This is a genomic window from Campylobacter suis (assembly GCF_905120475.1).
GTDB lineage: Bacteria > Campylobacterota > Campylobacteria > Campylobacterales > Campylobacteraceae > Campylobacter_A > Campylobacter_A suis.
In genome coordinates, this window is the sequence record NZ_CAJHOE010000003.1 from 113,876 (window position 1) to 140,354 (window position 26,479).

Here is a 26,479-nt window from a genome sequence, read left to right on the forward strand (position 1 = left end):
AAGGCTTAATATGGCAGATAGAAAAACCCCATTACATATGGTTAGAAACATTGGTATCGCAGCTCACATTGACGCTGGTAAGACTACTACGAGTGAGAGAATTTTATTTTTCACTGGTATGAGCCATAAGATCGGCGAGGTACATGATGGTGCTGCGACTATGGACTGGATGGAGCAAGAAAAAGAGCGTGGCATTACTATTACATCTGCTGCGACGACTTGTTTTTGGAAAGACCATCAAATAAACCTAATCGACACTCCGGGACACGTTGACTTTACTATTGAGGTTGAGCGTTCTATGCGTGTTCTTGATGGTGCTGTTGCTGTATTTTGTTCAGTTGGTGGCGTTCAGCCTCAGTCTGAAACTGTTTGGAGACAAGCAAATAAATACCGCGTTCCAAGAATGGTTTATGTAAATAAAATGGATAGAATTGGTGCAAATTTCTATAATGTTGAAAACCAAGTTCGAACAAGACTAAAAGCTAATCCAGTACCTATCCAAATTCCTATCGGCGCAGAAGATGCTTTCCGTGGTGTTGTTGATTTGGTTACTATGAAAGCACTTGTTTGGGAAGATGATAAGAAACCAACTGATTACGCAGTTATCGAAATTCCAGCCGATCTTAAAGAAAAAGCAGAAGAATATAGAGCAAAGATGGTTGAAGCTGTTGCTGAAACAAGTGATGATTTGATGGAAAAATTCTTTGGTGGCGAGGAATTAACGGTAGATGAGATTAAAAAAGGCATTAAAGCAGGCTGCTTAAATATGACTATTGTTCCGATGATATGCGGAACTTCATTTAAAAACAAAGGTGTTCAGCCATTGCTTGATGCAGTAGTTGACTACCTGCCTGCGCCAGACGAAGTTGCGGCGATTAAAGGTGAGTATGAAGACGGTAGAGAAGTAACTGTAGAAAGCACTGATAATGGTGAATTTGCAGGTCTTGGCTTTAAGATTATGACTGATCCATTTGTTGGACAGCTTACTTTCGTACGCGTTTATCGTGGTCAATTAGAGAGCGGTAGCTACGCTTACAACTCAACAAAAGGCAAAAAAGAGCGTATTGGTCGTTTGCTTAAAATGCACTCAAACAAAAGAGAAGAAATCTCAGTTCTTCATGCTGGCGAGATAGGTGCTGTTGTTGGCTTAAAAGAGACTTTAACGGGCGATACTTTGGCAACAGAAAAGGATCCAGTAATCCTAGAGAGAATGGACTTCCCAGAGCCAGTTATTAGCGTTGCAGTTGAGCCAAAGACAAAAGCTGATCAAGAAAAAATGGCAATCGCTCTACAAAAACTAGCACAAGAAGATCCAAGTTTTAGAGTAAGTACAGATGAAGAGAGTGGTCAGACTATTATTTCAGGTATGGGCGAACTTCACCTTGAAATCATTGTTGATCGTATGCTTCGTGAATTTAAAGTTGAGGCAGAGGTTGGTCAGCCGCAGGTTGCTTATCGTGAAACTATCCGCAAAACAGTTGAGCAAGAGTATAAATATGCTAAGCAATCAGGCGGTCGCGGTCAGTACGGACATGTATTCTTGCGTATCGAGCCACTTGAAGCTGCTAGTGGTTTTGAATTTGTTAATGACATCAAGGGTGGTGTTGTTCCAAAAGAGTATATCCCAGCTGTTGAAAAAGGTTGTAAAGAGGCACTTCAAAACGGTATCCTTGCTGGCTATCCAGTTGAAGATGTTAAAGTTACGCTATTTGATGGAAGTTACCATGAGGTTGACTCATCTGAGATGGCATTTAAACTTGCAGCGTCTATGGGCTTTAAAGAGGGTGCAAGAAAAGCTGGTGCTGTTATACTTGAGCCGATGATGAAGGTTGAAGTTGAAACTCCGGAAGATTATATGGGTGATGTTATCGGTGATCTTAATAAGCGTCGCGGACAAATAAGCTCAATGGATGAGCGCAATGGTAACAAGATCGTTACAGCATTTTGCCCTCTAGCACAGATGTTTGGATACTCAACAGACCTAAGAAGCCAAACACAAGGTCGCGCTACTTACTCAATGGAATTTGATCACTATGAAGAAGTTCCAAAGAATGTTAGCGAAGAGATTATCAAAAAGAGAAACGGTTAATAAACCAAAATTTGGGCGGGAACTATCTCGCCCTTTATCTTATGCTATGTCCTCATAGCTCAGCTGGATAGAGCGCAAAATTCCTAATTTTGAGGCCACAGGTTCAAATCCTGTTGGGGACACTTTTGCTTTTTAAGTTTAAAATTATTATTAAAAATTCAGTTCTTTCTTTTAGAATATTTTAGGTAAATAATTTGATTAAATTTTATTTATAAAAAGGTGCTAAAATGCCTAAAAATTAAAGGAAAAAGATGAAAAAAACACTACTATTTTCAGCCTGCTGTGCAGTTGGAGCATTTGCTCAGATAAATGTTTTGCCAGCAACACCTGCAAATATCGAAAAATTTGAGCAAATAGTTGATATTAGAACTCCAGCTGAGTGGCGCGATACTGGGATTATAAATGGTGCAAAAACTATTGTTTTTAGTAAAGATAAAGAAAAATTTATTGAGGCTATAAAAGAGCAAGTGGATATAACTAAGCCGTTTGCTATAATCTGTAGAAGTGGTGGCAGAACCGCTTCTGCTGCCCAGATGCTTGATGAAGCGGATATGAATGTTACAAATTTAGATGGTGGCATGAATTTGCTTATCAAATCAGGCTATATGACTACCCCTTACAGTAAATAAACCTATCTACAGACCCCTTTTTAGGGTCTGTTTTTAGTTAAAAAATAAATTTGGTTTTAGTCTAAGCAAACAAGTAAAAGCCATAATAGCACTTTGCTCTCTTATATAATCTCTATCGCCTCTTAAAAAAAGTCTCTCTATAATCTGTGCTCCATCTTTTGCCATAGCTCCTACAAACACTGTTCCCACAGGTTTTTGAACGCTTCCACCGCCAGGACCAGCTATGCCACTAACAGCTATAGCAAAGTCGGCTTTGCTTGCATTTAAAGCCCCACTCATCATAGCTTGCACGCAAGCCTCACTCACTGCCCCATGTGTATTTAAAATTTCCTCATCTACACTTAGCCACTCATTTTTTATATGATTTGCATAGGTTATAAGTGAGCCATCAAAAACGCTAGAAACCCCATCAATGCTTGCAAATTTGCTAGCTAAAAGCCCAGCCGTACAAGACTCTGCAAATGTAATGCTCTTATCATTTTCTTTTAATTTTTTAGCAACAAAACTATAAATATCGGCACTATCTATAAATTTTTGTGAAAATAAATTTTTGACTGCTTGTAAAAACTGCTCTAAGTTGCTATTTTTATCATCTTTTTGAGCTCTGATTAAAAGCAGGTTAGGCGATATTTCGCTTAAAATTATACTTATTTTATAAGGGCTAGCGACAGGGTCTAGTAAAATTTTTGCACTATCTTTGTCCATATCAAGAAGGCTAAAATATGTCACTTCTTGCTCAAACGGCATTAAAATTTCAGCCATTTTTTTTGTTGGTGTAGAGTTTATCAAATTTATAAAACTGTTGTTTATGTTTATCAAAAAGCTACCTTCTTTGACATCACTAGCATCTTTAATAGCAAGTGTTTCGCCCACTAATTCAAGCCCATTTCCAGAGAGTGTGGAGAGGATCTTTGCCATTGTTGAGTAGCTTTCGTCAGAACAACATATACAAATTTTTTCAAAGTCCTTTGCCAGAGTTTCCACAACAAAAAGCAGCTCACTATCCTTACTTTGAAATTTTACAACCCCAAGCTCTCCAAAATGTGCCTTATATGCGTCAAAAATATAGCTTAAATATGGCTTATTTATTTTTAAATCATCGCCTATAACGAGTAAAATATGCTTCATTTTGCTCTCCTTTTTTATTTAAGATTATAGCCTAAATTTCAAAAAATAGAGCTTTTTCAGTGCGATTTAACAAGAATTTGGCTAAAATTGGCAAATTTTATAACATTAAGGCATATTATATGGACTACAAAGAGACCCTACTACTTCCAACGACAGAATTTCCGATGCGTGGTAACTTGCCAGAAAATGAGCCAGCTAGGCTTTCCTCATGGTATGGTGAGCGAAAAATTTATGAAAAAATGAAGCAAAAAAGGCAAAATGCCACTAAAAGCTTTGCTATACATGATGGACCTCCGTATGCAAACGGACACCTTCATATAGGTCATGCGTTAAATAAAATTTTAAAAGATATCATTACAAAAACTCACTACTTTTTTGGTGAAAATATCTGCTATGTACCAGGCTGGGACTGTCACGGACTCCCTATAGAACAGCAAGTTGAAGTTAAACTTGGCGAGTCAAAAAAGACAATGAGTAAGAGTCAAATCCGCGAGCATTGTCGTGCGCACGCGAGAGAATTTATAGATATTCAAAGAGATGAGTTTAAGACGCTTGGAATTATTGGCGACTTTGAAAACCCATATTTGACTATGAAATTTGAGTTTGAGGCTGACATCTACCGCGCACTTTGCGAGATAGCAAAAAGAGGGCTACTTATAGAGCGAAGTAAACCTGTTTACTGGAGCTGGGCGGCAAAGTCTGCGCTTGCTGAGGCTGAGGTTGAGTATGAAGATAAAGAGGATTACAGCATTTATGTGGCGTTTGAGCTTGGCAGTGAGGCACTCTCAAGGCTTGGTGTGAGTGAGGCTAAGGCTGTTATATGGACGACTACACCTTGGACTTTGCCTGCAAATCAAGCTATTAGCCTAAGTCCTAGCGAGCCATATGTTTTAACTCAAGATGGATTGATATTAGCCGCTGTGTTACTTGAAAATTTAACCAAGCTTGGCATAACAAATGGCGAGATAAAGACAGAATTTAGAGCTGAAATCCTAGTCGGAAGTAGTGCGATAAATCCACTAAATGGCAGAGAGAGCTTATTTTTAACTGGCGATCATGTTACTATGGACGGTGGAACAGGGCTTGTGCACACTGCGCCTGGACACGGCGAGGATGATTATTATGTATGCCTTAAAAATGGCATAACTGATGTTATTATGCCTGTAGATGATGGTGGCTGCTACGATTCTACGCTAAAAGTTAAAGGACTTTTTAGCGCCGATGTAGTTGATGAGTTTGTTGGGCTTCATATATTTAAGGCAAATGATAAAATTTTAGAGCTATTGGGCGATGCGCTACTTCACTCATCAAAATTTATACACTCATATCCACACTGCTGGCGAACACACAAACCAGTTATCTACCGCGCAACAAAGCAGTGGTTTATCGTTATGGATGATGCAAAGCTTGATAAAAAGACGCTTCGTCAAACGGCGCTTTCCGAGCTAGAAAAGGTTAAATTTTATCCAGCTGTTGGTATCAAGCGTATCGGTAGCATGATAGAAAATCGCCCAGACTGGTGTATCTCACGCCAGCGTGACTGGGGTGTACCAATAGCATTTTTTAGACACAAAGAGACAAAAGAGCCTATATTTGATGCTGATATACTTGAAAATGTGGCTAAAATTTTTGATGAGAAGGGCGCTGATGCTTGGTGGGATCTAAGTGTGCCAGAGCTTTTACCAGCCAGCTCAAAGTACAAACCAGAAAATTTAGAAAAAGTTATGGATATACTTGATGTTTGGTTTGATAGTGGCTCTACTTGGAGGGCTGTGCTAAATAGTCAAAACTATGACGCTGGCGAGTACCCGTCAAGTATGTATCTGGAGGGTTCAGATCAGCATCGTGGCTGGTTTCAAAGCTCACTTTTGGTAAGTACGGCTGTAAATTCTCACGCCCCATACAAAAGCGTCTTAACACATGGTTTTACTGTTGATGAAAATGGACAAAAGATGAGCAAGTCAAAGGGTAATGTCGTAGCTCCACAAGATGTTGCAAAGACTTATGGGGTTGAAATTTTACGCCTTTGGGTTGGACTTAGTGATTATTCAAGTGATTTAAAGATTAGCGATGGAATTTTAAAGCAAGTAAGCGAGCAGTACCGAAAGATACGAAACACTATACGCTTTTTACTAGCAAATGTTAATGACTTAAAAAGCTTATCAAGCGAATTTACCTTGCTTGATAGATGGATACTTGCAAGGGCTAAAAGGGCGTTTGATGAGTGCGAGAAATGCTTTAAGAGCTATGACTTTTCAAAAGGTTTTAATATTTTATTAAATTTCCTTTCAGCTGATCTAAGTGGCATCTATCTTGATGTTTGCAAAGATCGTCTTTACTGTGATGCAAAAGATAGCAAAAGACGCAAAAGTGCTCAAACTGCGATGGCTCTTATAACCCGCTCACTTTTACCACTTATAGCTCCAACGCTTACTTATACTGTTGATGAGGTTATGGAGTATGCTCCAGATATCGTTAAAAACGGCTCAATAGATGCTTTTGATCTTGTTTGTGAGCCGATAAAATTTGATGATAGCTTTGATGATGAGCTACTTTTTGTAAGCCGTGAGAAATTTTTTGAACTTATAGACGCTTTGAAAAAAGATAAAAAGATAAAAACTACACTAGAACTTGTGATAGAGAGCACTTGTGAGCGAATTTTAAGTTATGATATGGACGAGGTTGCAGATATTTATATGGTAAGCTCGGTTAGAAAATTTAGCGACAAAGAGGCACTTTGTGAGTTTGAAGTTGATGGTGAGAAATTTAAAATAGTTTTAAGTGATGAGCATAAATGTCCAAGATGTTGGAAATTTAATGCCACTACTGCCGATGGTGTTTGCCCAAGATGTCAAGAGGTTTTAGACAGTGCTAAGTGAGCCTATAAGCTTTTCTTTTATCATAGCGACAATAGTTGCAGTGTGTGCTTTAACTGCCATTGGGATAATTTTTGTAAATAAATTTAAGGATAATAGATGATAACTTTAAAAGAGGCTTTAAAGCTCTCTGGCGAGGAGATAAAGGCTCTTCGTTCTGAGCTTGAAACAAAAATTTTTAAACAAAAAGAGCTTGGCGCATATGTCGAACAGCTAGCAAATTTACCACTCGCAAAGCTTGGAGAAGGTGTGCCAGTAGCGATAAAAGATAACATACAGGTTAAAGATTGGGCGATAACTTCTGCTTCAAAAATTTTGCAAGGCTATATCGCGCCCTATAATGCAACTGTTATACAAAAGATGTTGACTGCAAATTTATCACCATTTGGTAGAACAAATATGGATGAATTTGCTATGGGAAGCACGACTGAAAGTAGTTTTTATGGACAAACCCTAAATCCCCTAAACCACGCTCATGTTCCGGGCGGTAGCTCTGGTGGTTCGGCAGCTGCTGTTGCCTCTGGGCTTGCTGTTGCTGCACTTGGCTCAGACACAGGCGGCTCTATACGCCAGCCAGCGGCATTTTGTGGCTGTGTAGGTTTTAAGCCAACTTACGGTAGAGTGAGTCGCTATGGGCTTGGAGCTTACTCAAGCTCGCTTGATCAGATAGGGCCGATAACACAAAATGTAGAGGATGCGGCGATACTTTATGACATTATCGCAGGGCATGATGAGCATGATAGCACGAGCGTAAATTTGCCTTGCGAAAGCATTGCTGATAAGATAAGCTCAAGCAGGAAGCTAAATATCTGCGTTATACAAAACTATGTAAATAACGCAAGTGATGAGACAAAAAACGCCCTTTTAAAGGCAGTGGAAATTTTAAAATCAAACGGACATACCATAAACTACGCAAATTTTGAGGATTCAAAGTATGATGTGGCGACTTACTATATCATCGCAACTGCTGAAGCAAGCGCAAATTTAAGTCGTTATGATGGTGTGAGATATGGACGCAGAGCTGAGGCTAAAAATCTAAAAGAGCTTTATGAAAAGTCGCGCTCTGAGGGCTTTGGTGATGAGGTTAAGAGAAGAATTTTGCTAGGGACTTTTGTATTAAGTAGTGGGTATTATGACGCTTATTATATAAAGGCACAAAAGGCTAGGGCGCATATTAAAGCCCAGTATGAGAAAATTTTGGCTGATAATGACCTTATTCTCATGCCAGTCGCACCTACGACTGCACCTAAATTTGGAGCGATGAAAGATCCGCTGACTGCGTATTTAAGCGATATTTATACTATCAGCGTTAATCTTGCTGGACTTCCAGCCATCTCAGTTCCTGTTGGCAAAGATTCAAGTGGGTTAAATATCTCGGCTCAGCTTATAGGTAGGGCTTATGATGAGCAGGGCGTGATAGACGGGGCATATAGCTTGGAAAATTTAATAAAAGGATAAAATGATGAAAGTAGTAAAAAGGGCTTTGACATTTGATGATGTGTTGCTAGTTCCGCAATATAGCGAAATTTTACCAAAACAAGTCGATATAGCCACTCGTTTTAGCAAAAATGTAACTTTAAATATCCCAATCGTATCAGCAGCCATGGACACAGTAACTGAACACCGTGCTGCTATCATGATGGCAAGGCTTGGAGGCATTGGAGTTATTCATAAAAATATGGACATCCAAAGCCAAGCAAAAGAGGTAAGGCGCGTTAAAAAGAGCGAAAGTGGCGTCATCATAGATCCTATATTTATAAGCCCAGACGCCACTGTCGGCGAGGCTTTAAATTTAATGTCTGAGCTACATATTTCTGGTGTTCCAGTGGTTGATAGTGAGCATAAATTGATAGGAATTTTAACCAACAGAGATCTGCGTTTTGAAACAAATAAAACAACTCTTGTCAAAGAGCGCATGACAAAAGCACCGCTTATTACCGCACCAAAAGGCTGCACGCTTGATGATGCAGAGAAAATTTTTAGTCAAAATAGAGTAGAGAAGCTACCTATCATAGATAAAGATGGTAGATTGGATGGGCTTATAACCATAAAAGATCTTAAAAAGCGAAAAGAGTACCCAAATGCAAATAAGGATGCTTATGGTAGATTACGCGTAGCAGCAGCAGTTGGCGTTGGGCAACTTGATAGGGTTGAGGCTCTTGTAAATGCTGGTGTTGATGTTATTGTTATGGATTCGGCTCACGGTCACTCAAAGGGCATTATCGATACATTAAAAGAGATAAAGTCAAAATTTACTGTTGATGTTGTTGTTGGAAATATCGCCAATCCAGCAGCTGTCAAAGACCTAGCCGAGGCTGGTGCGGACGGTATAAAGGTAGGTATTGGGCCTGGCTCTATCTGTACTACTCGTATAGTTGCAGGTGTTGGCGTTCCGCAAGTTTTTGCTGTTGATGAGTGTTCGCAAGAAGCTAGAAGATATGATATACCGATTATAGCAGATGGTGGTATAAAGTATTCAGGTGATGTGGCAAAAGCACTTGCTGCTGGGGCTAGTTGCGTTATGGCAGGTAGCTTGCTTGCAGGATGTGAGGAGACACCAGGCGAGATTATAACCTTTCAAGGTCGCCAGTATAAGGGCTACCGAGGCATGGGCTCTATCGGCGCGATGACAAAAGGTAGTTCTGATCGCTATTTTCAAGAAGGCACAGCCCAAGATAAGCTAGTGCCAGAGGGTATTGAGGGCAGGGTGCCTTTTGCTGGTAGTATGAAAGATGTTATCCATCAGCTAGTTGGCGGGCTTAGAAGTTCGATGGGATACATGGGTTCAAAAGATATACCAACACTTTGGGAGAGGGCTGAATTTGTTGAGATTACAAGTGCAGGGCTAAAAGAGAGCCATGTGCATGATGTTGTTATAACGCAAGAAGCACCAAACTATAAAGTAAATTAATGCTCTCATTAAAAACTGGCAGGCGAAAATTTTGTGAACCGCTCTATCTTGAGAGCGGCCGAATTTTGCCAGAATTTGAGCTAGTTTATGAGACTTATGGTAGTCTAAATAAAGACAAAAGTAATATTGTAGTTGTTTGTCATGCTTTAACTGGCAGCCATCATGTTGCTGGGCGATATGAGGGTGAGAGCAAATTTGGTTGGTGGGACGGACTTGTTGGAAGTGCCAAGGGTGTTGATACGGACAAATTTTTTGTTATTTGCGTTAGCATACTTGGCTCTTGCTATGGTTCGACCTCTGCGTTAAGTATCGAACCAGGCACTAACAAGCAATATCGCCTAAATTTCCCAGTCTTAACGATAAGTGATGTGGTAAAGGCGCAGATAAAGCTTTTTAATGAGCTTGGTATTACGCATGCGCATGCAGTTATTGGCGGTAGTTTGGGGGGCATGCAGGCGCTTTGCTTTGCAATAGAATTTCCAGAATTTGCTAAACATACTATCATTTTAGCCAGCACTTATCAAACTAAACCTTGGGCGATAGCTTTTAATAAAATAGCCATAGAAGCGATAAAAAATGATCCAGCATTTAAAGGCGGAAACTACGATGAAAAAACTATCCAAGAGCAAGGACTTTTGGGGCTTGCTTATGGTCGTATGGCTGGGCATATTAGCTTTTTACATCCAAGCTCAATGGATGAGAAATTTGGCAGAACATATGCACAAACAGATGGACTTTATGAGCTTTTTGGAAGATTTTCAGTCGATACTTACATGGAGTATAACGGCTATGGTTTTCCAAAGCGCTTTGATCCGTTAAGCTATCTTTATATAACAAAAATGATGAACATATTTGACTGCACTCGTCATTACGATACACTAGAAGATGCGCTAAGACCTATAAGGTCGCATTTGACGCTTATTTCATTTAGTGGGGATTTGCTTTTTCCGCCAAAATGCATGAGTGAAATTTATGATGTATTTTGCGATATGGGTAGAGCCAAACAGTGCGAATATATCGAGATAAACAGCGATTATGGGCATGATGCGTTTTTAGTGGAGATAGATAAATTTGATATGTATATAAAACGCGCACTTGAAAAAAAATAAAGGAAAAGATATGAATGAGCAAACTTTTGAAGATAAGATAAAAATGGCGGAAGAAATTTTGGCAAAACTTGACAAAGAGGAGTTAAATTTACAAGAGAGCCTTGCCTTACATAAACAAGGAAAAGCCCTGCTTGATGAGGCTAGAGTAATGCTTGAAAGTGCAAAACTTAGTATAGAGCAAGTTGATGAGTAAGATTGCGATTTTACAGTTAGCCACACTGCCGTTAAGCGACGCCAGGCTTGATTATTACCTTAAAATTTGTAAGGATAGGGGAGCTAAGCTCGTTGTGCTTGGAGAATATGTCCTAAATAGCTTTTTTAAAGAGCTTGAAAATATGCCAAAAAATATCATAAAACAGCAAAGCGATGAAAAAAAACGCACACTTTGTGAGCTATCTAAACGATATGAGCTAAGCATTATAGCTCCACTTGTGGTTTTTAATGCAAAAGGTTTTTTAAAAGGTTTTGCAAAGTTTACAAATGGTTCATATAAATTTACCCAGCAACAAATTTTAATGCCCTACACGCACTGGAATGAGGCTAAATTTTTTACTAATAAAATGGGTGAAAAGCTCGATTTTTTAAGTTTTAAGTTTGAAAATTTAAGAGTTGGCGTGATGAGTGGATATGAGGCTTATTTTGATGAAAGTTTTGCTAGTTTTAAAGCACATCTTGATTTACTAATCGTTCCTACTGCAAGTACTTTTGAGAGCAATGCGCGCTGGGACAAGCTTTTGCGACTTCGTTCACTTACGCAAGGCATGTATGTAGCTAGAGTAAATCGCATAGGTGCATATAAGCCAAAACCAAAGCAAAATGATAAAAAACCACAAAATGAGATATGGAAATTTTATGGAGATAGTTTTGTATGCAATGCTCTTGGCGAGATACAAAACAGACTTGGTGATGAAGAGGGAATTTTGATATTTGATATAGATAAAAAAGAGCTTGCAAACCAAAGGGCTATATGGGGCTTTGGCTCTATAAAAAATAAGCTAAAGGTGTGAGATGTTGCGCTGTACATGGGCTAATAAAAGCGAGCTTGACATCTATCATCACGATCATGAGTGGGGTAAGGTGCTAAAGGATGAGAATAAATTTTTTGAGATGATAAGCCTTGAGTGTTTTCAGGCTGGGCTTAGTTGGTCTGGTATATTAAAAAAGCGATCAGCGATGAGAACAGCATTTGATAACTTTGATGCTAGCAAAATAGCACTTTATGATGATGATAAGATAGAAAAATTTATGCAAGATAGCACGCTTATAAGAAACCGAGCAAAGCTAAAAGCACTTGTGTCAAATGCTAAAGTTTATCTTGAGATAAAGGCTGAGTTTGGCGGGTTTTATGAGTATTTATGGCAAAATTTGCTAGTAAAATTTGATCCTAAATTTAATCAAAAGCAGATTATTAACCACTATAACGACGCTTTGCAAATCCCAGCCACAACACCTATGAGTGATTTTGTTACCAAAGAGCTTAAAAAGCGAGGGTTTAAATTTCTAGGCTCAACTAGCGTTTACGCACTACTTCAAAGTGTTGGTGTGGTAGATGATCATCTGGATTGGTGTTTTTGCAAGGGCAAAGGCAGCGAGTAAATTTGAGTTTTAAAAAGGATAAAATTTGAAAAAAGTTCATTTTATAGGCATTGGCGGTATAGGTATATCGGCGATTGCTAGATTTTTAAATGAAAAAGGATATACGATAAGTGGCTCAGATATCAAAGAGAGTAAAACCACACAAGAGCTTAGAGCTGAGGGGATAGAGGTCATAACGCCACACTGCAAAGAGGCGATAAAAGATCAGGATTTTGTTGTTTATTCAGCAGCTATTAAGCCTGAGAATATCGAGCTAGCTGAGGCAAAATCTAAAAATATACAGTGCTATTCGCGTAAGGAAATTTTGCCATTTGTATTAAATGATAAAAAGGTATTTTCAGTTGCTGGCGCACACGGCAAAAGCACCACATCAGCAATGCTTTCAAGCCTTATAGAGGGCTCAGCTATCATTGGCGCAGTCTCAAAACAGTTTGGCTCAAATATGCGCTATGCTCCAAGCGAGAATGTCGTTTTTGAAGCCGATGAGAGCGATAGTAGTTTTCTTAACTCAAACCCATATCTAGCTATCGTCACAAATGCTGAGCCTGAACATATGGAGCATTATGATTATGATATTGAGAAATTTTATGCAGCATATCGTGGCTTTTTAGAGCGCGCAAAAGTGCGTGTGATAAATGCAGAAGATGAGTTTTTAAGCACGCTAAAGCTTGACGCTATCCGCCTTTATCCAAGTATTGATATCACTGATATGACGATGGTTGTGCGTGATTATCAGCCATATACTAGCTTTAACCTTAAACATCTTGGGCGTTTTGAGGCTTATGGTATGGGCGAGCATATAGCTATTGACGCTAGTCTTGCCATACTTGCTGCTCTTGATGAGATTTCACTAAAACAAGCTAAACAAAATTTTGCTGCTTATAAAGGGATAAAAAAGCGTTTTGATATACTTTTGGCTAATTCAAATTTTGTCTTAATAGATGACTATGCACACCATCCAACAGAGATAAAAGCCACGCTTACATCGGCTTTTGAATATGCAAAACTGCTTGGGCTTTCTCGTATCGTTGCAGTTTTTCAGCCACATAGATATACAAGGCTAAGTGCAAATTTGCAAGGCTTTAAAGAGTGTTTTAAGGGTGTTGATGAGCTTGTTATACTTCCTGTTTATGCTGCGGGAGAAATGCCAGTGGATATAGACATGAAGGCTGAATTTAAGGAGTATAACGCTGTTTTTACGGATCGTGTTGAGCGAACGCAAGATGGGCTTGAGTTTATCGATGAGTTTGGTGTAAAAAATCGTCTAGCCGATGGTCTTGTGATAGGCTTTGGTGCGGGCGATATTAGTGTACAACTTCGTGGTGGTTTTTAATGAGTGAAATTTTAGAGCAGATAGAGTGCGAAAATGAGCTTGAGAGTGATAAAAACACTCAGGAGCTAGAAGAAATTTCAGAGACTTTGCCAAAAACAATGCAAGCAGATGAGATAGGCGATGACAAAGAAATTTTAGAAAATTTTGATGTTCAAAATGAGGGCAAAATTTTAGAACTTATAGCCACAAAAAAGCTTGAAAGTTTACAGATAACAAACCTTATAAAACTTAATAAAAAAGATATAAATATAGCTTTAGCTCGCTCTCAAAAGCTAGATAAAGAGCAAATTTTGCTTATGTTGCCAGATGCGGTTTATATGGCGGTAAAGTTTTTACTAGCTCAAGAAGCCACAAAGGATATAAAGGAGCATATTATCTCTAAAATGCAAGAAAAGCCAACCATTTATAAAGAAATTTTAATAGAGCTTGGTGTTTTGCAAGGAGTGCAAAGTGATTCGTGAGATTGCGTTTTTTGCTGGTATTGCGCTATTTTTAGTGGCGATTTGGATGATAAAAGATGAAAGTATTAGTAAAAAGGCAAAAACCATTATAACGGTTGGTTTTTTTATAACCGGCATTTTTGCCTATCTTTATGAGAGTGAAGTTAGCAAAAAAGAGAGCAAAAATGCCTTGCTCTTAGGAGCTTTTAATCAAGGTAAGACGCTAGTTTGCGCAGATAAAAAAGTTGATAAAATGCGATTTAACTATGAATTTGGCACAGCTTGTTTTATGCCAAAGCGTGAATTTGCAGAGTTAAATGGTGTTATTGTTAAAATTTCAGATTGTGAGCTAGCAAGTGAGTGAGCAAGAAAACAAACTTGAAGCGATTATAGCAAAGCTTGATCTGGGCGAGTATTTTGAGAAATTTGGCTCATTTTTAGCCAGAGATAAGCCACTTTTTTTAGCTGGAGATAGCAAAATTCACTTTGAAAATATCAGCGAGCTTTCACGCCATGAGTTTGAGTCGCCACAAAAAAGTATAGATCTTAGTGATGCGCTTATGAGACTTAGCAAACAAGCCACTTTGCATATTAGCGAGATATATGAATTTGCAAAAATTTTGCGCTATTTTGGTTATTTGCGTACTCTTGGTTTTGATGCAAGACTTGGTGAGTGGCTTGCAAAGATACAAATACCAGAGTCCATGAGTGAGCTTGCAAAGAGTTTTGATAAGGACGGTGAGCTTAAAGATAGTGTTGATGAGCGTTTTGGTGCTTTAAAGATAGCTTTTGCTAGCAAAAAACAGCAGATAGAAAGTGAGCTAAAGCGCATTATTTGCTCAAAAAGTATCACTCCATATCTTGTTGATACGCAGGTGCATTTTATAAACTCACAAGAGGCGTTGCTTGTGCGAGGTGGTTTTAATCACGCTTTAAAAGGTGTTGTCATTGCCAGAAGCTCGAGCGGATATTTTTATGTAACTCCAAGCGCTATAGAGCGTCTAAAAAAGGAGCAAAGCGAGCTTTTGGATAAGCGCGAGGAGATTATTTATGAGCATTGTAAGCGGCTTAGCTTGGCGATGTCAAAGTCTTTGTTGTTTTTAAAATTTATAAATAGCGCGTTTGATCAGTTTGATGCCTATCAAGCACGAGTAATGATGGCAAAAAGAGCTGATTTTAATTTTATTTTAAGTGATAATTCAAGCGATATTATACTAAATGAATTTGCCCATCCAGCACTTAAAAACCCAAAACGAGTTAGCGTAAATTTTGCTAAAAAAGTGCTTTTGATAACTGGCGTAAATGCGGGCGGAAAGTCTATGCTTTTAAAATCCATCATCACAGCAAGTTTTTTAGCTAAGTATCTTTTGCCGTTTGCCATTAACCCAAAAGGCTCCAAAATAGGCACTTTTAAAGAATTTGACGCGATTATTGAAGATCCTCAAAATGTGCGAAATGACATCTCGACATTTGCGGGAAGGATGCTTCATTTTTCAAAGCTTTTTAACAAAAAGTCGCTACTTATCGGCGTTGATGAGATAGAGCTTGGTACGGACTTTGAAGAGGCTGCTAGCCTTTATGGCGTCATCATAGAACGGCTTATAGCCCAAGATATAAAGCTTATCATCACAACGCACCATAAGCGTTTGGCGATGTTACTTTCTAAAAATGATGAAGTTGAGCTAGTTGCCGCACTTTATGATGAGATGGCTCAGCGTCCAAAATTTGAATTTTTAAAAGGCACCATAGGCAAGTCTTACGCTTTTGAAACAGCACAAAGATATGGCATACCAGTAAATTTAGTATCTGATGCAAAGCAAATTTATGGACTTGAGAAGGAAAATTTAAATGAGATCATCACAAAAACGCTAAATTTAGAGAGTAAACTAAAAGATGAGCTTGATGAGGTAAGCAAAAAAGAGAAAAAGCTAGCTAACCTTATAGATGAATTAAAAGAGCAAAAAGAGCGTGAGCAAAAGCGTATCGATGGGATCGTTAGTCGTCTTGAAAAAGAGTATTTTCACGCTATAAATGAGGCAAAAAAAGCAGTAAATTTAGCCGATACAAAAGATAAGCAACGAGCTATAAATAAAGCTAACGAGAGCAAAAAAGCTATCCAAAAACCAAAAGCAGAAAAATTTGAAGAGCTAAAAGTAGGCGATAGTGTAAAATATGGCAATGTAAAAGGCATTGTTCAAAGTATTGCAAAAGATGAAGCTGTAGTACTTAGTGAGGGGATAAGGCTTCGTTTGCCACTAACGCAGTTGCGCAAAAACGGTGCACCAGTCATTACTCCAAAGCCAGCAGTAAAGCTTGATGTGGATAGGCCAAAGAAAGCAAGTGTTACTCTTGATTTGCATGGTTTAAGAGCGGATGAGGCTATCGAAAGACTGGATAAATTTATCTCAGATAGCCTAGTTTTAGGTTTTGATGAGGTGCAGGTTTATCATGGTATAGGCACTGGAAGGCTTGCTTGGGCGGTTAAAAATTTTCTAAAATCACATCCGAGCGTGAAAGGCTTTAGTGATGCTCCTCCCAATCAAGGCGGCTTTGGGGCAAAGATTATACGACTTTAAAGGCTTAAATTGAAGAAAAATTTAAATTTTCAGTTAAAAGGTGCTATAATATAGCAAAATAACAAGGTGAAACTGTGAACGAAAAGTATAAACTATATCGATACAATGGTATGATGTTTGTTGGTTTTTGGCTCATTTTTATAGCCTGTATTATAAATGGACTGATATTTTACTTTAAGTACTCTCAAGCTAAAAGTGATGTATATATCGACTATAAGCAGCGTGCTGTTTTTGTTATGGAGGGCATAACAGGTAGGCTGAATTTAGAAAACGACTCTAGCCAGCTTACAAAACTTGATGAAATTTATAAAGACTTAAATTTACCGTATCAAACATATCTTTTAAAATTTGATGCTGGCGGTGTTTTACGAGTTGTATCAACGCCAGATGCTCAGTTTCAACCAGGCGATGAGTTTGTACATCATGGTTGTGGAAATGACCTTGCTTCACATAATTTTAACAACAAATACACACACAAAGTAATGCACCCAGAAAATAGAGTTAGCATGTGTATTTTTCAAAGGGCCGGAGAGTATATATTTGGCTTTAATTACATCTTTTCTCAAACTTTAAGTGGCATGGATGACCCTGACTTTAAAGAGTGGCTGATAAAAAATATGTCTATCTCTTTTATCGCAAGCTCAAGCACGGCATTTATGGCATTTGTTTGGTATGCTTGGATCTCTATGAGATTTTTAAGGCTGCGTGAGAAATTTGTTAGCCACAAAAAAAGATCCATAAGGTCGCTAAAATCAGCTAAAAATAATCTTTACACTGATCCACTTACTGGAATTTTAAATAAAAATGCCTTAGAAAATGATATCGCTACTAGCAAAAAACCAAAGATAATCGTTCTTGATATAGATGACTTTGGTAGGATGAACACATACTATGGAAAAATAGTTTGCGATAGGCTTCTTTTGTATCTTACTGAGCTTCTTCGTGAATTTGCAAAAAATGAAAATATGAAGCTTTATACCATATCAGCAGATCAGTTTGTTTTGTTTGAAAATGGAGATTTTTTCATAGATAGATACGAGGATTTAGCCAATGAGCTTAAAAATCGCTTTAAAGGCAGGATAGTAACCATAAAAGATGAAAATGGCGAAAATATCGATATAGAAATTCACACAACTATAGGTTTTGCTCTTGATAAAGATGATACTTTGATGAAAGCTTTGACAGCTTTAAAGATGGCAAAACTACTTAAAAAAGACTTTGTTTGCTACTTTAAAGGGCTAAATAAATCAGACGAGTATGCTGAGCAGATAAGCCGCTCAAATATCATTCGCAAGGCTATCATAAACAACAATATCGTGCCGTTTTATCAGCCTATTTATGATATAAACTCTCAAATCGTTAAGTATGAGTGTTTGATTCGTATAATGGATAGTGGGGAGATTATCTCGCCATACATCTTTTTATCAACCTCAAAGCAGATAAAGCGCTATGCTGAACTGCAAAAGATGATAATTTCAAAGGCGGTTGAGCGACTAAACGAAAATGAAAATTTAGTTCTCTCCGTAAATTTAAGTGGTAGAGATATGATAGATGGCGATGTTAGCATGCATGTTGTAAGGTTGCTTAATCAGTTTAGTGTCGCTGAGAGATTAGTCTTTGAGATAGTTGAAGATGAAAATATCGAAAATGCTGAGCGTATTGAAAATTTCATAGACAAGGTCAAAAATATGGGCGCAAAGATAGCCATCGATGACTTTGGCTCTGGATACTCGAATTTCTCATATATACTAAAACTAAACCCAGACTACATCAAGATCGATGGCTCTATCATCAAAAATATCGACACAAACAAAGACTCATATACTATAACTCGCGCTATAGTGACATTTGCTAAAGATCTTGGTATTAAAACTATCGTAGAATACATCCACTCAAAAGAGGTTTTTGACATCTGTAAAGAGCTTGGCGTTGATGAGTATCAAGGCTTTTACCTTGGTGCTCCAAGCGATAAGACAATGTAAATACTAAGTTGCTAGGGCTTTAGTCTTGGCGACTTATTTTTCACAAAGCTATAAATATTTTTTAAATTCGGACGATATTTAGCCTAGTATTTTCATTAAAAAGGATTTATGATGAATATTACAGAGTCTATGGCGGCATTAAATTTAGGATATATCAGCTCAAGCTCACTGCAAAAAGTCACAAATATAGATAAGATAGACCTTCAATTAGAGCAGCAAACCGCATTAAAAAATAGCGTAAAAACACAAATTTTAGAAAGCCTAAATGCCACGATCTCAGGCTCAAGAATAAATGACACACAAAGCAAAGAGCTTGGCTCAAGTCTTGCTAGATACGCAACTTTAAGTAAAGATGGAGCGGTTTTAAGTGGCGTGGTAGAATCTCCTACAAGATATGAAATTTCAAATGGCATAGATACGCATAGTTATTTTGAGCAAATAGGCGCAAGCGACTTTCACATGTCTGTTTATGATGATAAAAACGCTATATTTGCCGAAAATAGAACTGCGATCGTTTCAGCCGATACTAAAATTCACAACATTAATGAGTATGGTCTTTCAAGTATATTAAAAACAGCTTATGGCGATGTTAAGGTCTTTTTTGACCCCTTTGATGATGGCGATAAAATGGGGGCAGGAGAGATAAATGCAAATATGTATCTTATAAATTTTGATACCACAGGAGATGGTGTCTTGGATATAAATGATGAAAATTTTAGTAAATTAAAAGTTCGCGGTTATGATATTGATGGCAATGAAAAAGTAGCTCGTCTAAGTGATGTTGTTCGTCAGATAAATCTCGTAGATTTTATAAAAACAGAGATTATAAACAAAAACCAAGAAAACATAAAAGCGCATAATGCCGATATGAAAAATATATTAGCGGACTATCTAATTGATCCAAATAAATTTGACTATCGTATAAGTCACAATGCCTCAAATCCTTACGCCCTTTTTAAACCAGAGTATCGCTATAAAGAGATGAGTGAGGCTGAGACAGATGAGCTTTTTAGTAAACTTGCTGGACCTGATGGCTGGATAAATTTGCGTGGAAATGGTGTTTTTCATGAAAAAAGTCAGTATATAAATTTTGCCTACGCAAAGCTAAATTTAGATGGAAAAGAGATGTTAAACGAGTTTAATTCAATCATCTCAGAAAAAAATGCAAATAAGAGAGAGTTTTCTTATATTAATTACCAAAAACAGAGTTTTATGACTTTTTATAAAGACTACAAATCTGAGCTTAATGAGCATAATGAGAAAATTTCAAAACTTTCAAACGAGCTAAAAAGCAGCGGTCTTAGTGATGCTGATGAGCTTATTAAAAAACTTAGCTCTACCAAGTCAGCAAGGCTAAATGCTATGGAGCGTGAATTTGAGCAAAATACTGGCATGAAAATGAGCTTAAGAAATTTAGAGAGCTTAAAGCGTCGCTTTGATAATGACCCAAAAGGCTCAGCCCACGCCTTAAAAGATACTGACGCAGTTGTTGCGATGAAGCGTGAAAATGATGGCAGAATAAGGCTAAAATTTGATAGTGGCAGGGAGCTTGTGGTCGATAAGATATATGAAGATACAGGCAAACTAAATGATGTGCAAAATGGCAAAAGAAAGAGTGCTTTTGTCAAAAAGTTAGACATCAAGATAGCTCCAGTACCAGAGCTTGGTGTGCAAAATTTATCTAAAACGCTAATAGAGGCTGAGTTTAAAGCTTTTTGGGAGCTTGGAGTGAATGAGTTTAAGATGGGTGAATATGATAGTAAATTTTATCTCATGGCACAAAAGCTAAATCAAAACGAGCTTTTTACTCTTTCAAGTCTTGAAAGGCTTTTTAATAATGATCTCATCAAATTTAGCGAGATAAAACCAGAGGATAAATTTTATCAAAAGATAGATGTTTATGTCTAAAATTGGCTTATTTTGATATCAAAATGTTTCCTAAAATGTGTTATAATGTCAAACAAAAAGGAGCAGATATGGTCAAAAAAACTAAAATCGTAGCTACACTAGGACCAGCAAGCGATAGCATAGAAACTATGGAACGCATGGTAAAAGCAGGAGTAAATGTCTTTCGTCTAAATTTTAGCCACGGCACGCATGAGTATCACAAGCAAAATATAGATAAAATTCGTGAAGTAGAGAAACGACTTGGGTTAAGGTTAGGAATTTTGCAAGATATCTGCGGTCCAAAAGTTCGTATTGGCAAGCTTGAAGCACCATTTGAGCTAAAAGCTGGCGATAGGCTTGATATCTATGCCGATGAGATTATGGGTGTAAAAGTTGGTGAAAATCACTTTAAAACCTGCCTAAATCAACCGCAAATTTTAGCTATGCTAAGAAGCGATGAATATGTTTATCTTTACGATGGTCGTATCCGTGCAAGGGTCATAAATGCTGGCTCAAATGTGGTTGAGACGCGCATCGAAAATGATGGCACTTTAAGTTCAAATAAAGGCGTAAATTTTCCAAATACCAAGATAAATATCGAAGTTATCACGCCAAAAGATAGAGCAGATATGGAATTTGGTGCACAGTGTGGAGTGAGCTTTGTTGCTATTAGTTTTGTGCAAAATGCAAGCGATGTGATAAAGGCTAAAGATATACTAAAAAGCTTTGGCTCTCGCGCAAGCGTTCTTTCAAAGATCGAGAAATTTGATGCGGTAGAAAATATCGATGAGATTATTAAGGTTAGCGATGGTATCATGGTGGCAAGGGGTGATCTTGGCATAGAGGTGCCTTACTATCAAGTGCCAACTATCCAAAAACTAATCATCCAAAAAGCAAATGCAGCAAGCAAGCCAGTCATCACAGCCACTCAGATGATGTTAAGTATGGCGGAGCATGAGACTGCTACTCGCGCCGAGATAAGCGATGTGGCAAATGCTGTGCTTGATGGCACAGACGCTGTTATGTTAAGTGAAGAGAGTGCTATTGGCATAAATCCTGTTGCAGTTGTTGAAGCTATGAGCAATACAATAGTTCAAACTCAAAACATATACCCATACAATAAATTTGACACTTATGAATTTCTTGATGAGACTGATGTTGTATCATCAAGCGCAGCAGCTCTAGCTGTAAGGCTAAAGCTTGATGGGATGATCTCTATCACATCGTCTGGAAAGTCAGCCATAAAACTAGCTAGAAATCGCCCAAATATTGACATCTTTGCCGTTGCTCATGATGAAAGTACGGCTCATGCACTTACACTTGCTTGGGGTGTAACTCCAGCACTTGTTGTTGAGAAAAATAAGCTTAGCGATTTACTTGTAGATACAATTCAGCGCGCAGTAAATGACGGTTTTATAGATCATGATAAGAGCTACTTAGTCACTGCTGGCTACCCTACTGGCATAGAGGGAAGCACTAACTTTATGCGAATTTTAAGGCGCGATCAGATAGATTATTATCTCTCACAAAAACTATAAATTTTAGGCTCGCTTGTGTATTTTTAGCGAGCCATTACTCATTTTATGCAGCTTTATCTATACTAGTTTATAAAGTATTAATTTTTAATAGAAATTTATTGATTTTTAAGCGGAGAGGCATCATAATTAATATATAAATTCTTAAAAGGAGTTTTTTGTATGAAAGATATTGTTGTAAAAACTTTGTTGCTTGGCTCGTTTTTAGCAGTGGGCGTAATGGCTGAGGATAGATTTATTGGAGTTGAGGTAGGCTATGATAAGTCAATACTTAAAGGAAATATTGATGATGATAAAGCCATAATGTCTGGAAAACCAGATGATACCAGGGCAAATATAGGTTTTAAAATCGGTCAAGACTTAGAAAGTTATAGAATTTACGGCTCTTATGTCTATGATACAAAAGCATCTGAAAGCGGAAAAATCAGTGGCACAAACGATAACTATAACATAAACTGGAAAAAGCATAAGCTTTTGGTTGGTGTTGATTTTACTCCCGAGCTAAGTCAAAATTTTAGAGCTCTTCTGGGTGTTTATACTGGTTTAGCCATAGCTAACATTGATTTAAATATGCCTATAACAAGCAATGGTATAACTTATGGCGGTGCTTATGCTAAAAATCTTAAAGGCTGGGTAGTTGGCGGAAAGGTCGGTGGACTTTATGATTTTGATGAGCAAAGTGAGCTTGAGTTTGGCGTAAAGGCTGAATATACTAAATATAAAAACTTTGACATAGGCAGTGCAAATTTTAAATTTAAAGAGACGGCTTATGGACCATACTTAGGTTATAACTATAAATTTTAAAATTTATCTAAACCAAGCCGTTTTGGCTTGGTTTTTTAGTTTTATGCTTTTTTAAATCTAGCTTTTTATCTCATTTTTTATCTTTGCGTAAAGTTCTAAAATTTCAGCCTTTTTTATGATGAAGCTGTTTTTATTTGCGATCAGATGAGCTGAGCTTGTCATTATGGTTTCTCCTACTTTTAGCCCATTTTGCTTCATTGTAGTGCCAGTTTCAACTACATCAACGATACCATCACTAAGCCCAACAAGTGGTGCAAGCTCGATACTACCATAAAGCTTGATGATCTTTAGTGCTGTTGCTTTTTGTGCAAAGTAGTTGCGTGCTATATTTGGCATCTTTGTTGCGATACGAATTTCAGGCTGAGTATAGTCTATTTCATGTCCCTCTTTTATCCCTACGCAGACATGACATTTTCCAATATGCAAGTCAAGTAGCCGCACAACATCTGGCTGATGCTCCTCAAGCACATCAAGCCCTACCACACCGATGTCTGCTGCGCCCTCTGTCACATAGGTGGGTATATCTTGGTTTCTTACCATTAAAAAGTTAAATTGTCCTTCGCTTAGAATAAGTTTTCTGTCTTCAAATTCAAATGCCCCACCAAAAATTTTTCTAAAAATTTCAAGAGTTTCATCAGCTATGCGGCCTTTTGGAAGCGCGATAGTTATCATTTATGTAGTCCTTTTTCGTTTATTAATCTTTGCATTGAGCGAAATACAAGCGTTTTGTCGCAAATTCCATTTTTAAAAAATCTTGCTAAAAACTCGCCGTCTCCTCCCGTAAGATAGACGCTTTTATCATAAGCGATAGCTGATATTAGTGTAATGATGGGCTTTATAATGCCATAGCTTACAGCGTCAGCTGTTTTTTGAGGAAACGCCTCGAGCTCAATTTGTGAGTTTAAAACTACTTTTAGTCTAGGTGAAATTTCTTCAAACGCCTTTAGTGTAGCAGCTATACCTGGCAGAATGTAGCCACCAAGATGGATGGAGTTTGCCATAATATCAACTGTTATCGCACTTCCTGCATCAACAACCACACCATCTTTTATCCCATAACATGCCGCAATCCTATCGATGCCTATGCCTTGATATATCGTGTCAAGTTCAAAATATGGCTCAAGGTCGATAAAATTTTTAGCGTTTTTTAGGCGCTCTTTTAGGCTGTCATTTACGCTTATAAAATAAACAGGTTGGTTTGAGTCGGTGCTAAAATTTTCTATTTTAACACGAGTTATCTTACCATTTTCGTAAAAAGTGGCATTTGTATTGCCGATGTCACAAAGCTTCATGGCACTTCCAGCCAGATGATGTTAGCTCATCTAGTGCCTTTGAACAAGCAGTCGAGCTGTAAAAAAGTATGCGTTTTTTTATTGCTGTATCAAATTTAGCTTCGAATTTAGCACAAAGCTCGTTTAGGGTTTGGCTCTCTTTTTTTAAAAGTCTTGACTTTGCAAAACGAAAAAAGACGATGGTATAAAAGCCCTTTAGATCAACACCAAAGAAAATTTTGAGAGTTTTTGAGCGAGAAAACTCGCTCACATCAAGATTTTTTAGATCTTTTAAAAATATTTTTTTGCTTTCAAAAAGCTTTAAAATTTGAGTGTCCATTACTCAAAAGTCACATACTCATCATCATAGTAAAAGGCATTTTTGCCAGTAAAACTCTTATCTTCTAGCTCTCCGCTTAGTTCAAAAATTTGTGCACTATTTAAGTTTGTATCCGTCTTTATAAGATATCCAGTTTTTTCAACTATGTAAAGACTGTCATTATGTGCTGTAACATCTGAAAAAATAGCAAATTTGAAATATTTATCAGTTAGTTTATTTAGTTCAAAGTCAAGTTTTGTTATCTTGCCATCTTTTTGCAAGACAAAGATATTGTTATTGTGAACTATCGTATCTTTTATCTCGCCGTCAAAGTAGGTCGTTTTTGATGGATTTATAGAGATAACGCGCTTTGCAGTAGCCGCAAACATGTAATCACCAACAACATCTAAAAATGTAACATTGTTAAAGAAATTTTCTGAGCTTACTACGATGTCACTTATGATTTGCGATGTTGCTTTATTTACGATGTAAATTTTACCGTCAAGTGATGGGTAGATGATGATGGTGTTTAGGAAAAACGGAGCTGCAACTCTTGAATCAACAGCTGAAATTTCACTTGAGCGATACTCCATTAGTATAGTTGCATTATAAATATCGATAAGATATATGTGGTTTGCAGCACTTACAGCAGCTAGCAAATTTCCTTCAATATTTGCCGAAACTATGGCTGCTGGAAAAGATCGGATAAAAATTTCGGCTCCTGTTGTGTCGGTTATTTTTAAGTCACCCTGTATGTTTGTGGAGATGATCTTATCCTCGCTTTTGTTTAGAAGAAAGTATCCTTTTTCGAGTTTTACATCATTTTCAAGACCATCTTTTGTCACGATATTGCCATTTTTTAGCGTCGCACCACCGTTTGTAACATGAGTGATTGATGCGGGCAGATCTTTTGATAATCTTATGTCTCCATCTGTTTTTTCAGGATCAAAATACTCCCTTTTTGAGCCACAACCAGTCAAGACAAGTGCCGAAATCACGGCAAGCAGTAGTGTTTTTTTCATTGTTTTATCCCTTGATAGTGCTGTAAATTTTTAACTATATTTGTAAGAGGCGAATCTGCGCTGATTTTGCTAAATTCGGCATTTGCCTCTTTTATTTTATTTTGTTTTAAAAGTTCGTAGCCATCGATTAACAAGCTATAATCAGCCAGTATCGCACCGCTTGCTTCGCCTGCATAGGCTGAGAAAATTTGCTTTAAAAGCGGATCTATATCAGCGCTAATAAGCGACTTTACGCCTTGTGTGTCATTTTTATCTTGAAATTCTTTAAATTTTGCAAGCGCATAAAGTGAAGGAGCGTCATTTTTTAGAGAATTTAGAGCATTTGTATCGTTTTCAAGGGCTTTGTTGTATGCTATATTTGTCTTTGCCATATTACTTTGCTCTATGCTCTTTAATACATAATATCCAACGCCAGCAACTACTGCTAAAACAGCTACGCCTATCAATGCAAATTTGTACTTTTTTAAAAACCTTTCGCCTTTTATCATCCCTTCTAAAAACTGCTCTTCAGTACTTAGCTCATCTTTGATGACTTTAATATCGTCTTTTACTGCCAAATTTTTTCCTTTTTGTTTTATTTTTAGCCGTAATTGTAGCATAATAAAATTTAAAACAGCAAAAAAATAAGCTTAAATGTGATATAATGGCGACAAATTTTGATAAATTAAGGCAAATTTATGGTTATCGATGATACTTTGTTAAATAAATTAGAAAAACTTTCGTCATTAAAAGTCTCAGATGACAGGCGCGAAGAGATAAAAAAACAGCTTAGCGAGATAGTAAATTTTGTTGAGGTGCTAAATGAGCTTGACTTAAGTCAAGATGAGGCAGTTGTAAGTGCGATAAATGCAGCCACTCCGTTGCGCGAAGATACTCCACAGCAAAGTGATGTGGTGCGCTCTATACTTGCTCATGCTCCACATCGCGAGGGCAACTTCTTTGCTGTTCCAAAGATAATAGAATAGGACTGCT

The 26,479-nt window shown here is 37.6% G+C and carries 24 protein-coding genes and 1 tRNA gene; 19 read left to right on the forward strand and 6 right to left on the reverse strand.

Annotation, left to right across the window (positions count from 1 at the left end):
• Positions 1-10: 10 nt before the first annotated feature.
• The 3 genes from fusA (at position 11) to LQV35_RS06825 (ending at position 2,718) form a co-directional block, all read left to right on the forward strand.
• Positions 11-2,089 carry an elongation factor G gene (gene fusA / locus LQV35_RS06815; protein WP_230057123.1) on the forward strand — a complete coding sequence of 693 codons (2,079 nt, stop codon included), beginning with the start codon at positions 11-13 and terminating at the stop codon, positions 2,087-2,089.
• A 48-nt stretch (positions 2,090-2,137) separates the two neighbouring features.
• Positions 2,138-2,211 (forward strand) — tRNA-Arg (locus LQV35_RS06820).
• 129 nt (positions 2,212-2,340) lie between these two features.
• On the forward strand, positions 2,341-2,718 hold the full coding sequence (locus tag LQV35_RS06825; RefSeq protein WP_230057124.1) for a rhodanese-like domain-containing protein: 378 nt from the start codon (positions 2,341-2,343) through the stop codon (positions 2,716-2,718).
• A gap of 33 nt (positions 2,719-2,751) precedes the next feature.
• Here LQV35_RS06825 and LQV35_RS06830 read toward each other — a convergent pair whose 3' ends face one another.
• Complete coding sequence (locus LQV35_RS06830; protein ID WP_230057125.1) at positions 2,752-3,846, reverse strand: CinA family protein; 1,095 nt, start codon at positions 3,844-3,846, stop codon at positions 2,752-2,754.
• Positions 3,847-3,965: 119 nt separating this feature from the next.
• Between LQV35_RS06830 and ileS the strand changes: the two genes are divergently transcribed.
• The 15 genes from ileS to LQV35_RS06905 all read left to right on the forward strand — a co-directional run bounded on the left by ileS (position 3,966) and on the right by LQV35_RS06905 (position 22,895).
• On the forward strand, positions 3,966-6,725 hold the full coding sequence (ileS, locus tag LQV35_RS06835; RefSeq protein ID WP_230057126.1) for an isoleucine--tRNA ligase: 2,760 nt from the start codon (positions 3,966-3,968) through the stop codon (positions 6,723-6,725).
• A 96-nt stretch (positions 6,726-6,821) separates the two neighbouring features.
• A complete protein-coding gene (gene gatA / locus LQV35_RS06840; RefSeq protein ID WP_230057127.1) occupies positions 6,822-8,180 on the forward strand; it encodes an Asp-tRNA(Asn)/Glu-tRNA(Gln) amidotransferase subunit GatA in 1,359 nt (452 codons plus the stop codon).
• Between the two features lie 4 nt (positions 8,181-8,184).
• Positions 8,185-9,633 carry an IMP dehydrogenase gene (guaB, locus tag LQV35_RS06845; protein WP_230057128.1) on the forward strand — a complete coding sequence of 483 codons (1,449 nt, stop codon included), beginning with the start codon at positions 8,185-8,187 and terminating at the stop codon, positions 9,631-9,633.
• Positions 9,633-10,742: a homoserine O-acetyltransferase MetX gene (metX, locus tag LQV35_RS06850; protein WP_230057129.1), complete on the forward strand. Its 1,110-nt coding sequence runs from the start codon at positions 9,633-9,635 to the stop codon at positions 10,740-10,742. The genes guaB and metX overlap by 1 nt, the downstream gene beginning before the upstream one ends.
• A gap of 10 nt (positions 10,743-10,752) precedes the next feature.
• The gene (gene xseB, locus LQV35_RS06855; RefSeq protein ID WP_230057130.1) at positions 10,753-10,935 is read left to right on the forward strand and encodes an exodeoxyribonuclease VII small subunit; all 183 of its coding nucleotides are present in this window, start codon (positions 10,753-10,755) and stop codon (positions 10,933-10,935) included.
• A complete protein-coding gene (locus LQV35_RS06860; protein WP_230057131.1) occupies positions 10,928-11,749 on the forward strand; it encodes a carbon-nitrogen hydrolase family protein in 822 nt (273 codons plus the stop codon). Before xseB ends, LQV35_RS06860 begins: the two co-directional genes overlap by 8 nt.
• A 1-nt stretch (position 11,750) precedes the next feature.
• Positions 11,751-12,338, forward strand: coding sequence for a DNA-3-methyladenine glycosylase I (locus LQV35_RS06865; protein ID WP_230057132.1), 588 nt, complete (start codon positions 11,751-11,753; stop codon positions 12,336-12,338).
• A gap of 25 nt (positions 12,339-12,363) precedes the next feature.
• Positions 12,364-13,671 carry a UDP-N-acetylmuramate--L-alanine ligase gene (murC, locus tag LQV35_RS06870; RefSeq protein WP_230057133.1) on the forward strand — a complete coding sequence of 436 codons (1,308 nt, stop codon included), beginning with the start codon at positions 12,364-12,366 and terminating at the stop codon, positions 13,669-13,671.
• Positions 13,671-14,132 carry a hypothetical protein gene (locus LQV35_RS06875; RefSeq protein ID WP_230057134.1) on the forward strand — a complete coding sequence of 154 codons (462 nt, stop codon included), beginning with the start codon at positions 13,671-13,673 and terminating at the stop codon, positions 14,130-14,132. The genes murC and LQV35_RS06875 overlap by 1 nt, the downstream gene beginning before the upstream one ends.
• Positions 14,122-14,475 carry a hypothetical protein gene (locus LQV35_RS06880; protein WP_230057135.1) on the forward strand — a complete coding sequence of 118 codons (354 nt, stop codon included), beginning with the start codon at positions 14,122-14,124 and terminating at the stop codon, positions 14,473-14,475. Before LQV35_RS06875 ends, LQV35_RS06880 begins: the two co-directional genes overlap by 11 nt.
• The gene (locus LQV35_RS06885) at positions 14,468-16,687 is read left to right on the forward strand and encodes an endonuclease MutS2 (protein WP_230057136.1); all 2,220 of its coding nucleotides are present in this window, start codon (positions 14,468-14,470) and stop codon (positions 16,685-16,687) included. The genes LQV35_RS06880 and LQV35_RS06885 overlap by 8 nt, the downstream gene beginning before the upstream one ends.
• Positions 16,688-16,761: 74 nt before the next feature.
• Positions 16,762-18,669, forward strand: coding sequence for an EAL domain-containing protein (locus LQV35_RS06890; RefSeq protein WP_230057137.1), 1,908 nt, complete (start codon positions 16,762-16,764; stop codon positions 18,667-18,669).
• 111 nt (positions 18,670-18,780) lie between these two features.
• Positions 18,781-20,577: a response regulator gene (locus tag LQV35_RS06895; RefSeq protein ID WP_230057138.1), complete on the forward strand. Its 1,797-nt coding sequence runs from the start codon at positions 18,781-18,783 to the stop codon at positions 20,575-20,577.
• A gap of 68 nt (positions 20,578-20,645) precedes the next feature.
• The gene (pyk, locus tag LQV35_RS06900) at positions 20,646-22,094 is read left to right on the forward strand and encodes a pyruvate kinase (protein ID WP_230057139.1); all 1,449 of its coding nucleotides are present in this window, start codon (positions 20,646-20,648) and stop codon (positions 22,092-22,094) included.
• Positions 22,095-22,253: 159 nt separating this feature from the next.
• Positions 22,254-22,895 (forward strand): hypothetical protein, encoded by a 642-nt coding sequence (locus LQV35_RS06905; RefSeq protein ID WP_230057140.1) that lies wholly within the window; start codon positions 22,254-22,256, stop codon positions 22,893-22,895.
• A gap of 57 nt (positions 22,896-22,952) precedes the next feature.
• On the opposite strand, the gene hisG is transcribed toward LQV35_RS06905, so the two are convergent.
• Genes hisG through LQV35_RS06930 form a run of 5 tightly spaced genes read right to left on the reverse strand, consistent with a single transcriptional unit; the run spans position 22,953 to position 26,064 of the window.
• Entirely contained in the window at positions 22,953-23,567 is a 615-nt protein-coding gene (hisG, locus tag LQV35_RS06910) for an ATP phosphoribosyltransferase (protein ID WP_230057141.1), read from the reverse strand.
• Positions 23,564-24,187, reverse strand: coding sequence for a type III pantothenate kinase (locus LQV35_RS06915; protein ID WP_230057142.1), 624 nt, complete (start codon positions 24,185-24,187; stop codon positions 23,564-23,566). The genes hisG and LQV35_RS06915 overlap by 4 nt, the downstream gene beginning before the upstream one ends.
• Positions 24,174-24,506: a hypothetical protein gene (locus LQV35_RS06920; protein ID WP_230057143.1), complete on the reverse strand. Its 333-nt coding sequence runs from the start codon at positions 24,504-24,506 to the stop codon at positions 24,174-24,176. The genes LQV35_RS06915 and LQV35_RS06920 overlap by 14 nt, the downstream gene beginning before the upstream one ends.
• Positions 24,506-25,507: a PQQ-like beta-propeller repeat protein gene (locus LQV35_RS06925; protein ID WP_230057144.1), complete on the reverse strand. Its 1,002-nt coding sequence runs from the start codon at positions 25,505-25,507 to the stop codon at positions 24,506-24,508. The genes LQV35_RS06920 and LQV35_RS06925 overlap by 1 nt, the downstream gene beginning before the upstream one ends.
• Positions 25,504-26,064, reverse strand: a complete 561-nt coding sequence (locus LQV35_RS06930) for a hypothetical protein (RefSeq protein ID WP_230057145.1) — start codon at positions 26,062-26,064, stop codon at positions 25,504-25,506. Before LQV35_RS06930 ends, LQV35_RS06925 begins: the two co-directional genes overlap by 4 nt.
• Positions 26,065-26,184: 120 nt before the next feature.
• Between LQV35_RS06930 and gatC the strand changes: the two genes are divergently transcribed.
• Complete coding sequence (gene gatC, locus LQV35_RS06935) at positions 26,185-26,472, forward strand: Asp-tRNA(Asn)/Glu-tRNA(Gln) amidotransferase subunit GatC (RefSeq protein ID WP_230057146.1); 288 nt, start codon at positions 26,185-26,187, stop codon at positions 26,470-26,472.
• Positions 26,473-26,479: the final 7 nt, after the last annotated feature.

Coding starts and splice junctions, on each gene's coding strand:
- fusA (WP_230057123.1), top strand. CDS start 11: ATGGCAGATAGAAAAACCCCATTACATATGGTTAGAAACATTGGTATC.
- LQV35_RS06825 (WP_230057124.1), top strand. CDS start 2,341: ATGAAAAAAACACTACTATTTTCAGCCTGCTGTGCAGTTGGAGCATTT.
- LQV35_RS06830 (WP_230057125.1), bottom strand. CDS start 3,846: ATGAAGCATATTTTACTCGTTATAGGCGATGATTTAAAAATAAATAAG.
- ileS (WP_230057126.1), top strand. CDS start 3,966: ATGGACTACAAAGAGACCCTACTACTTCCAACGACAGAATTTCCGATG.
- gatA (WP_230057127.1), top strand. CDS start 6,822: ATGATAACTTTAAAAGAGGCTTTAAAGCTCTCTGGCGAGGAGATAAAG.
- guaB (WP_230057128.1), top strand. CDS start 8,185: ATGAAAGTAGTAAAAAGGGCTTTGACATTTGATGATGTGTTGCTAGTT.
- metX (WP_230057129.1), top strand. CDS start 9,633: ATGCTCTCATTAAAAACTGGCAGGCGAAAATTTTGTGAACCGCTCTAT.
- xseB (WP_230057130.1), top strand. CDS start 10,753: ATGAATGAGCAAACTTTTGAAGATAAGATAAAAATGGCGGAAGAAATT.
- LQV35_RS06860 (WP_230057131.1), top strand. CDS start 10,928: ATGAGTAAGATTGCGATTTTACAGTTAGCCACACTGCCGTTAAGCGAC.
- LQV35_RS06865 (WP_230057132.1), top strand. CDS start 11,751: ATGTTGCGCTGTACATGGGCTAATAAAAGCGAGCTTGACATCTATCAT.
- LQV35_RS06875 (WP_230057134.1), top strand. CDS start 13,671: ATGAGTGAAATTTTAGAGCAGATAGAGTGCGAAAATGAGCTTGAGAGT.
- LQV35_RS06895 (WP_230057138.1), top strand. CDS start 18,781: ATGAATATTACAGAGTCTATGGCGGCATTAAATTTAGGATATATCAGC.
- pyk (WP_230057139.1), top strand. CDS start 20,646: ATGGTCAAAAAAACTAAAATCGTAGCTACACTAGGACCAGCAAGCGAT.
- LQV35_RS06905 (WP_230057140.1), top strand. CDS start 22,254: ATGAAAGATATTGTTGTAAAAACTTTGTTGCTTGGCTCGTTTTTAGCA.
- hisG (WP_230057141.1), bottom strand. CDS start 23,567: ATGATAACTATCGCGCTTCCAAAAGGCCGCATAGCTGATGAAACTCTT.
- LQV35_RS06915 (WP_230057142.1), bottom strand. CDS start 24,187: ATGAAGCTTTGTGACATCGGCAATACAAATGCCACTTTTTACGAAAAT.
- LQV35_RS06920 (WP_230057143.1), bottom strand. CDS start 24,506: ATGGACACTCAAATTTTAAAGCTTTTTGAAAGCAAAAAAATATTTTTA.
- LQV35_RS06925 (WP_230057144.1), bottom strand. CDS start 25,507: ATGAAAAAAACACTACTGCTTGCCGTGATTTCGGCACTTGTCTTGACT.
- gatC (WP_230057146.1), top strand. CDS start 26,185: ATGGTTATCGATGATACTTTGTTAAATAAATTAGAAAAACTTTCGTCA.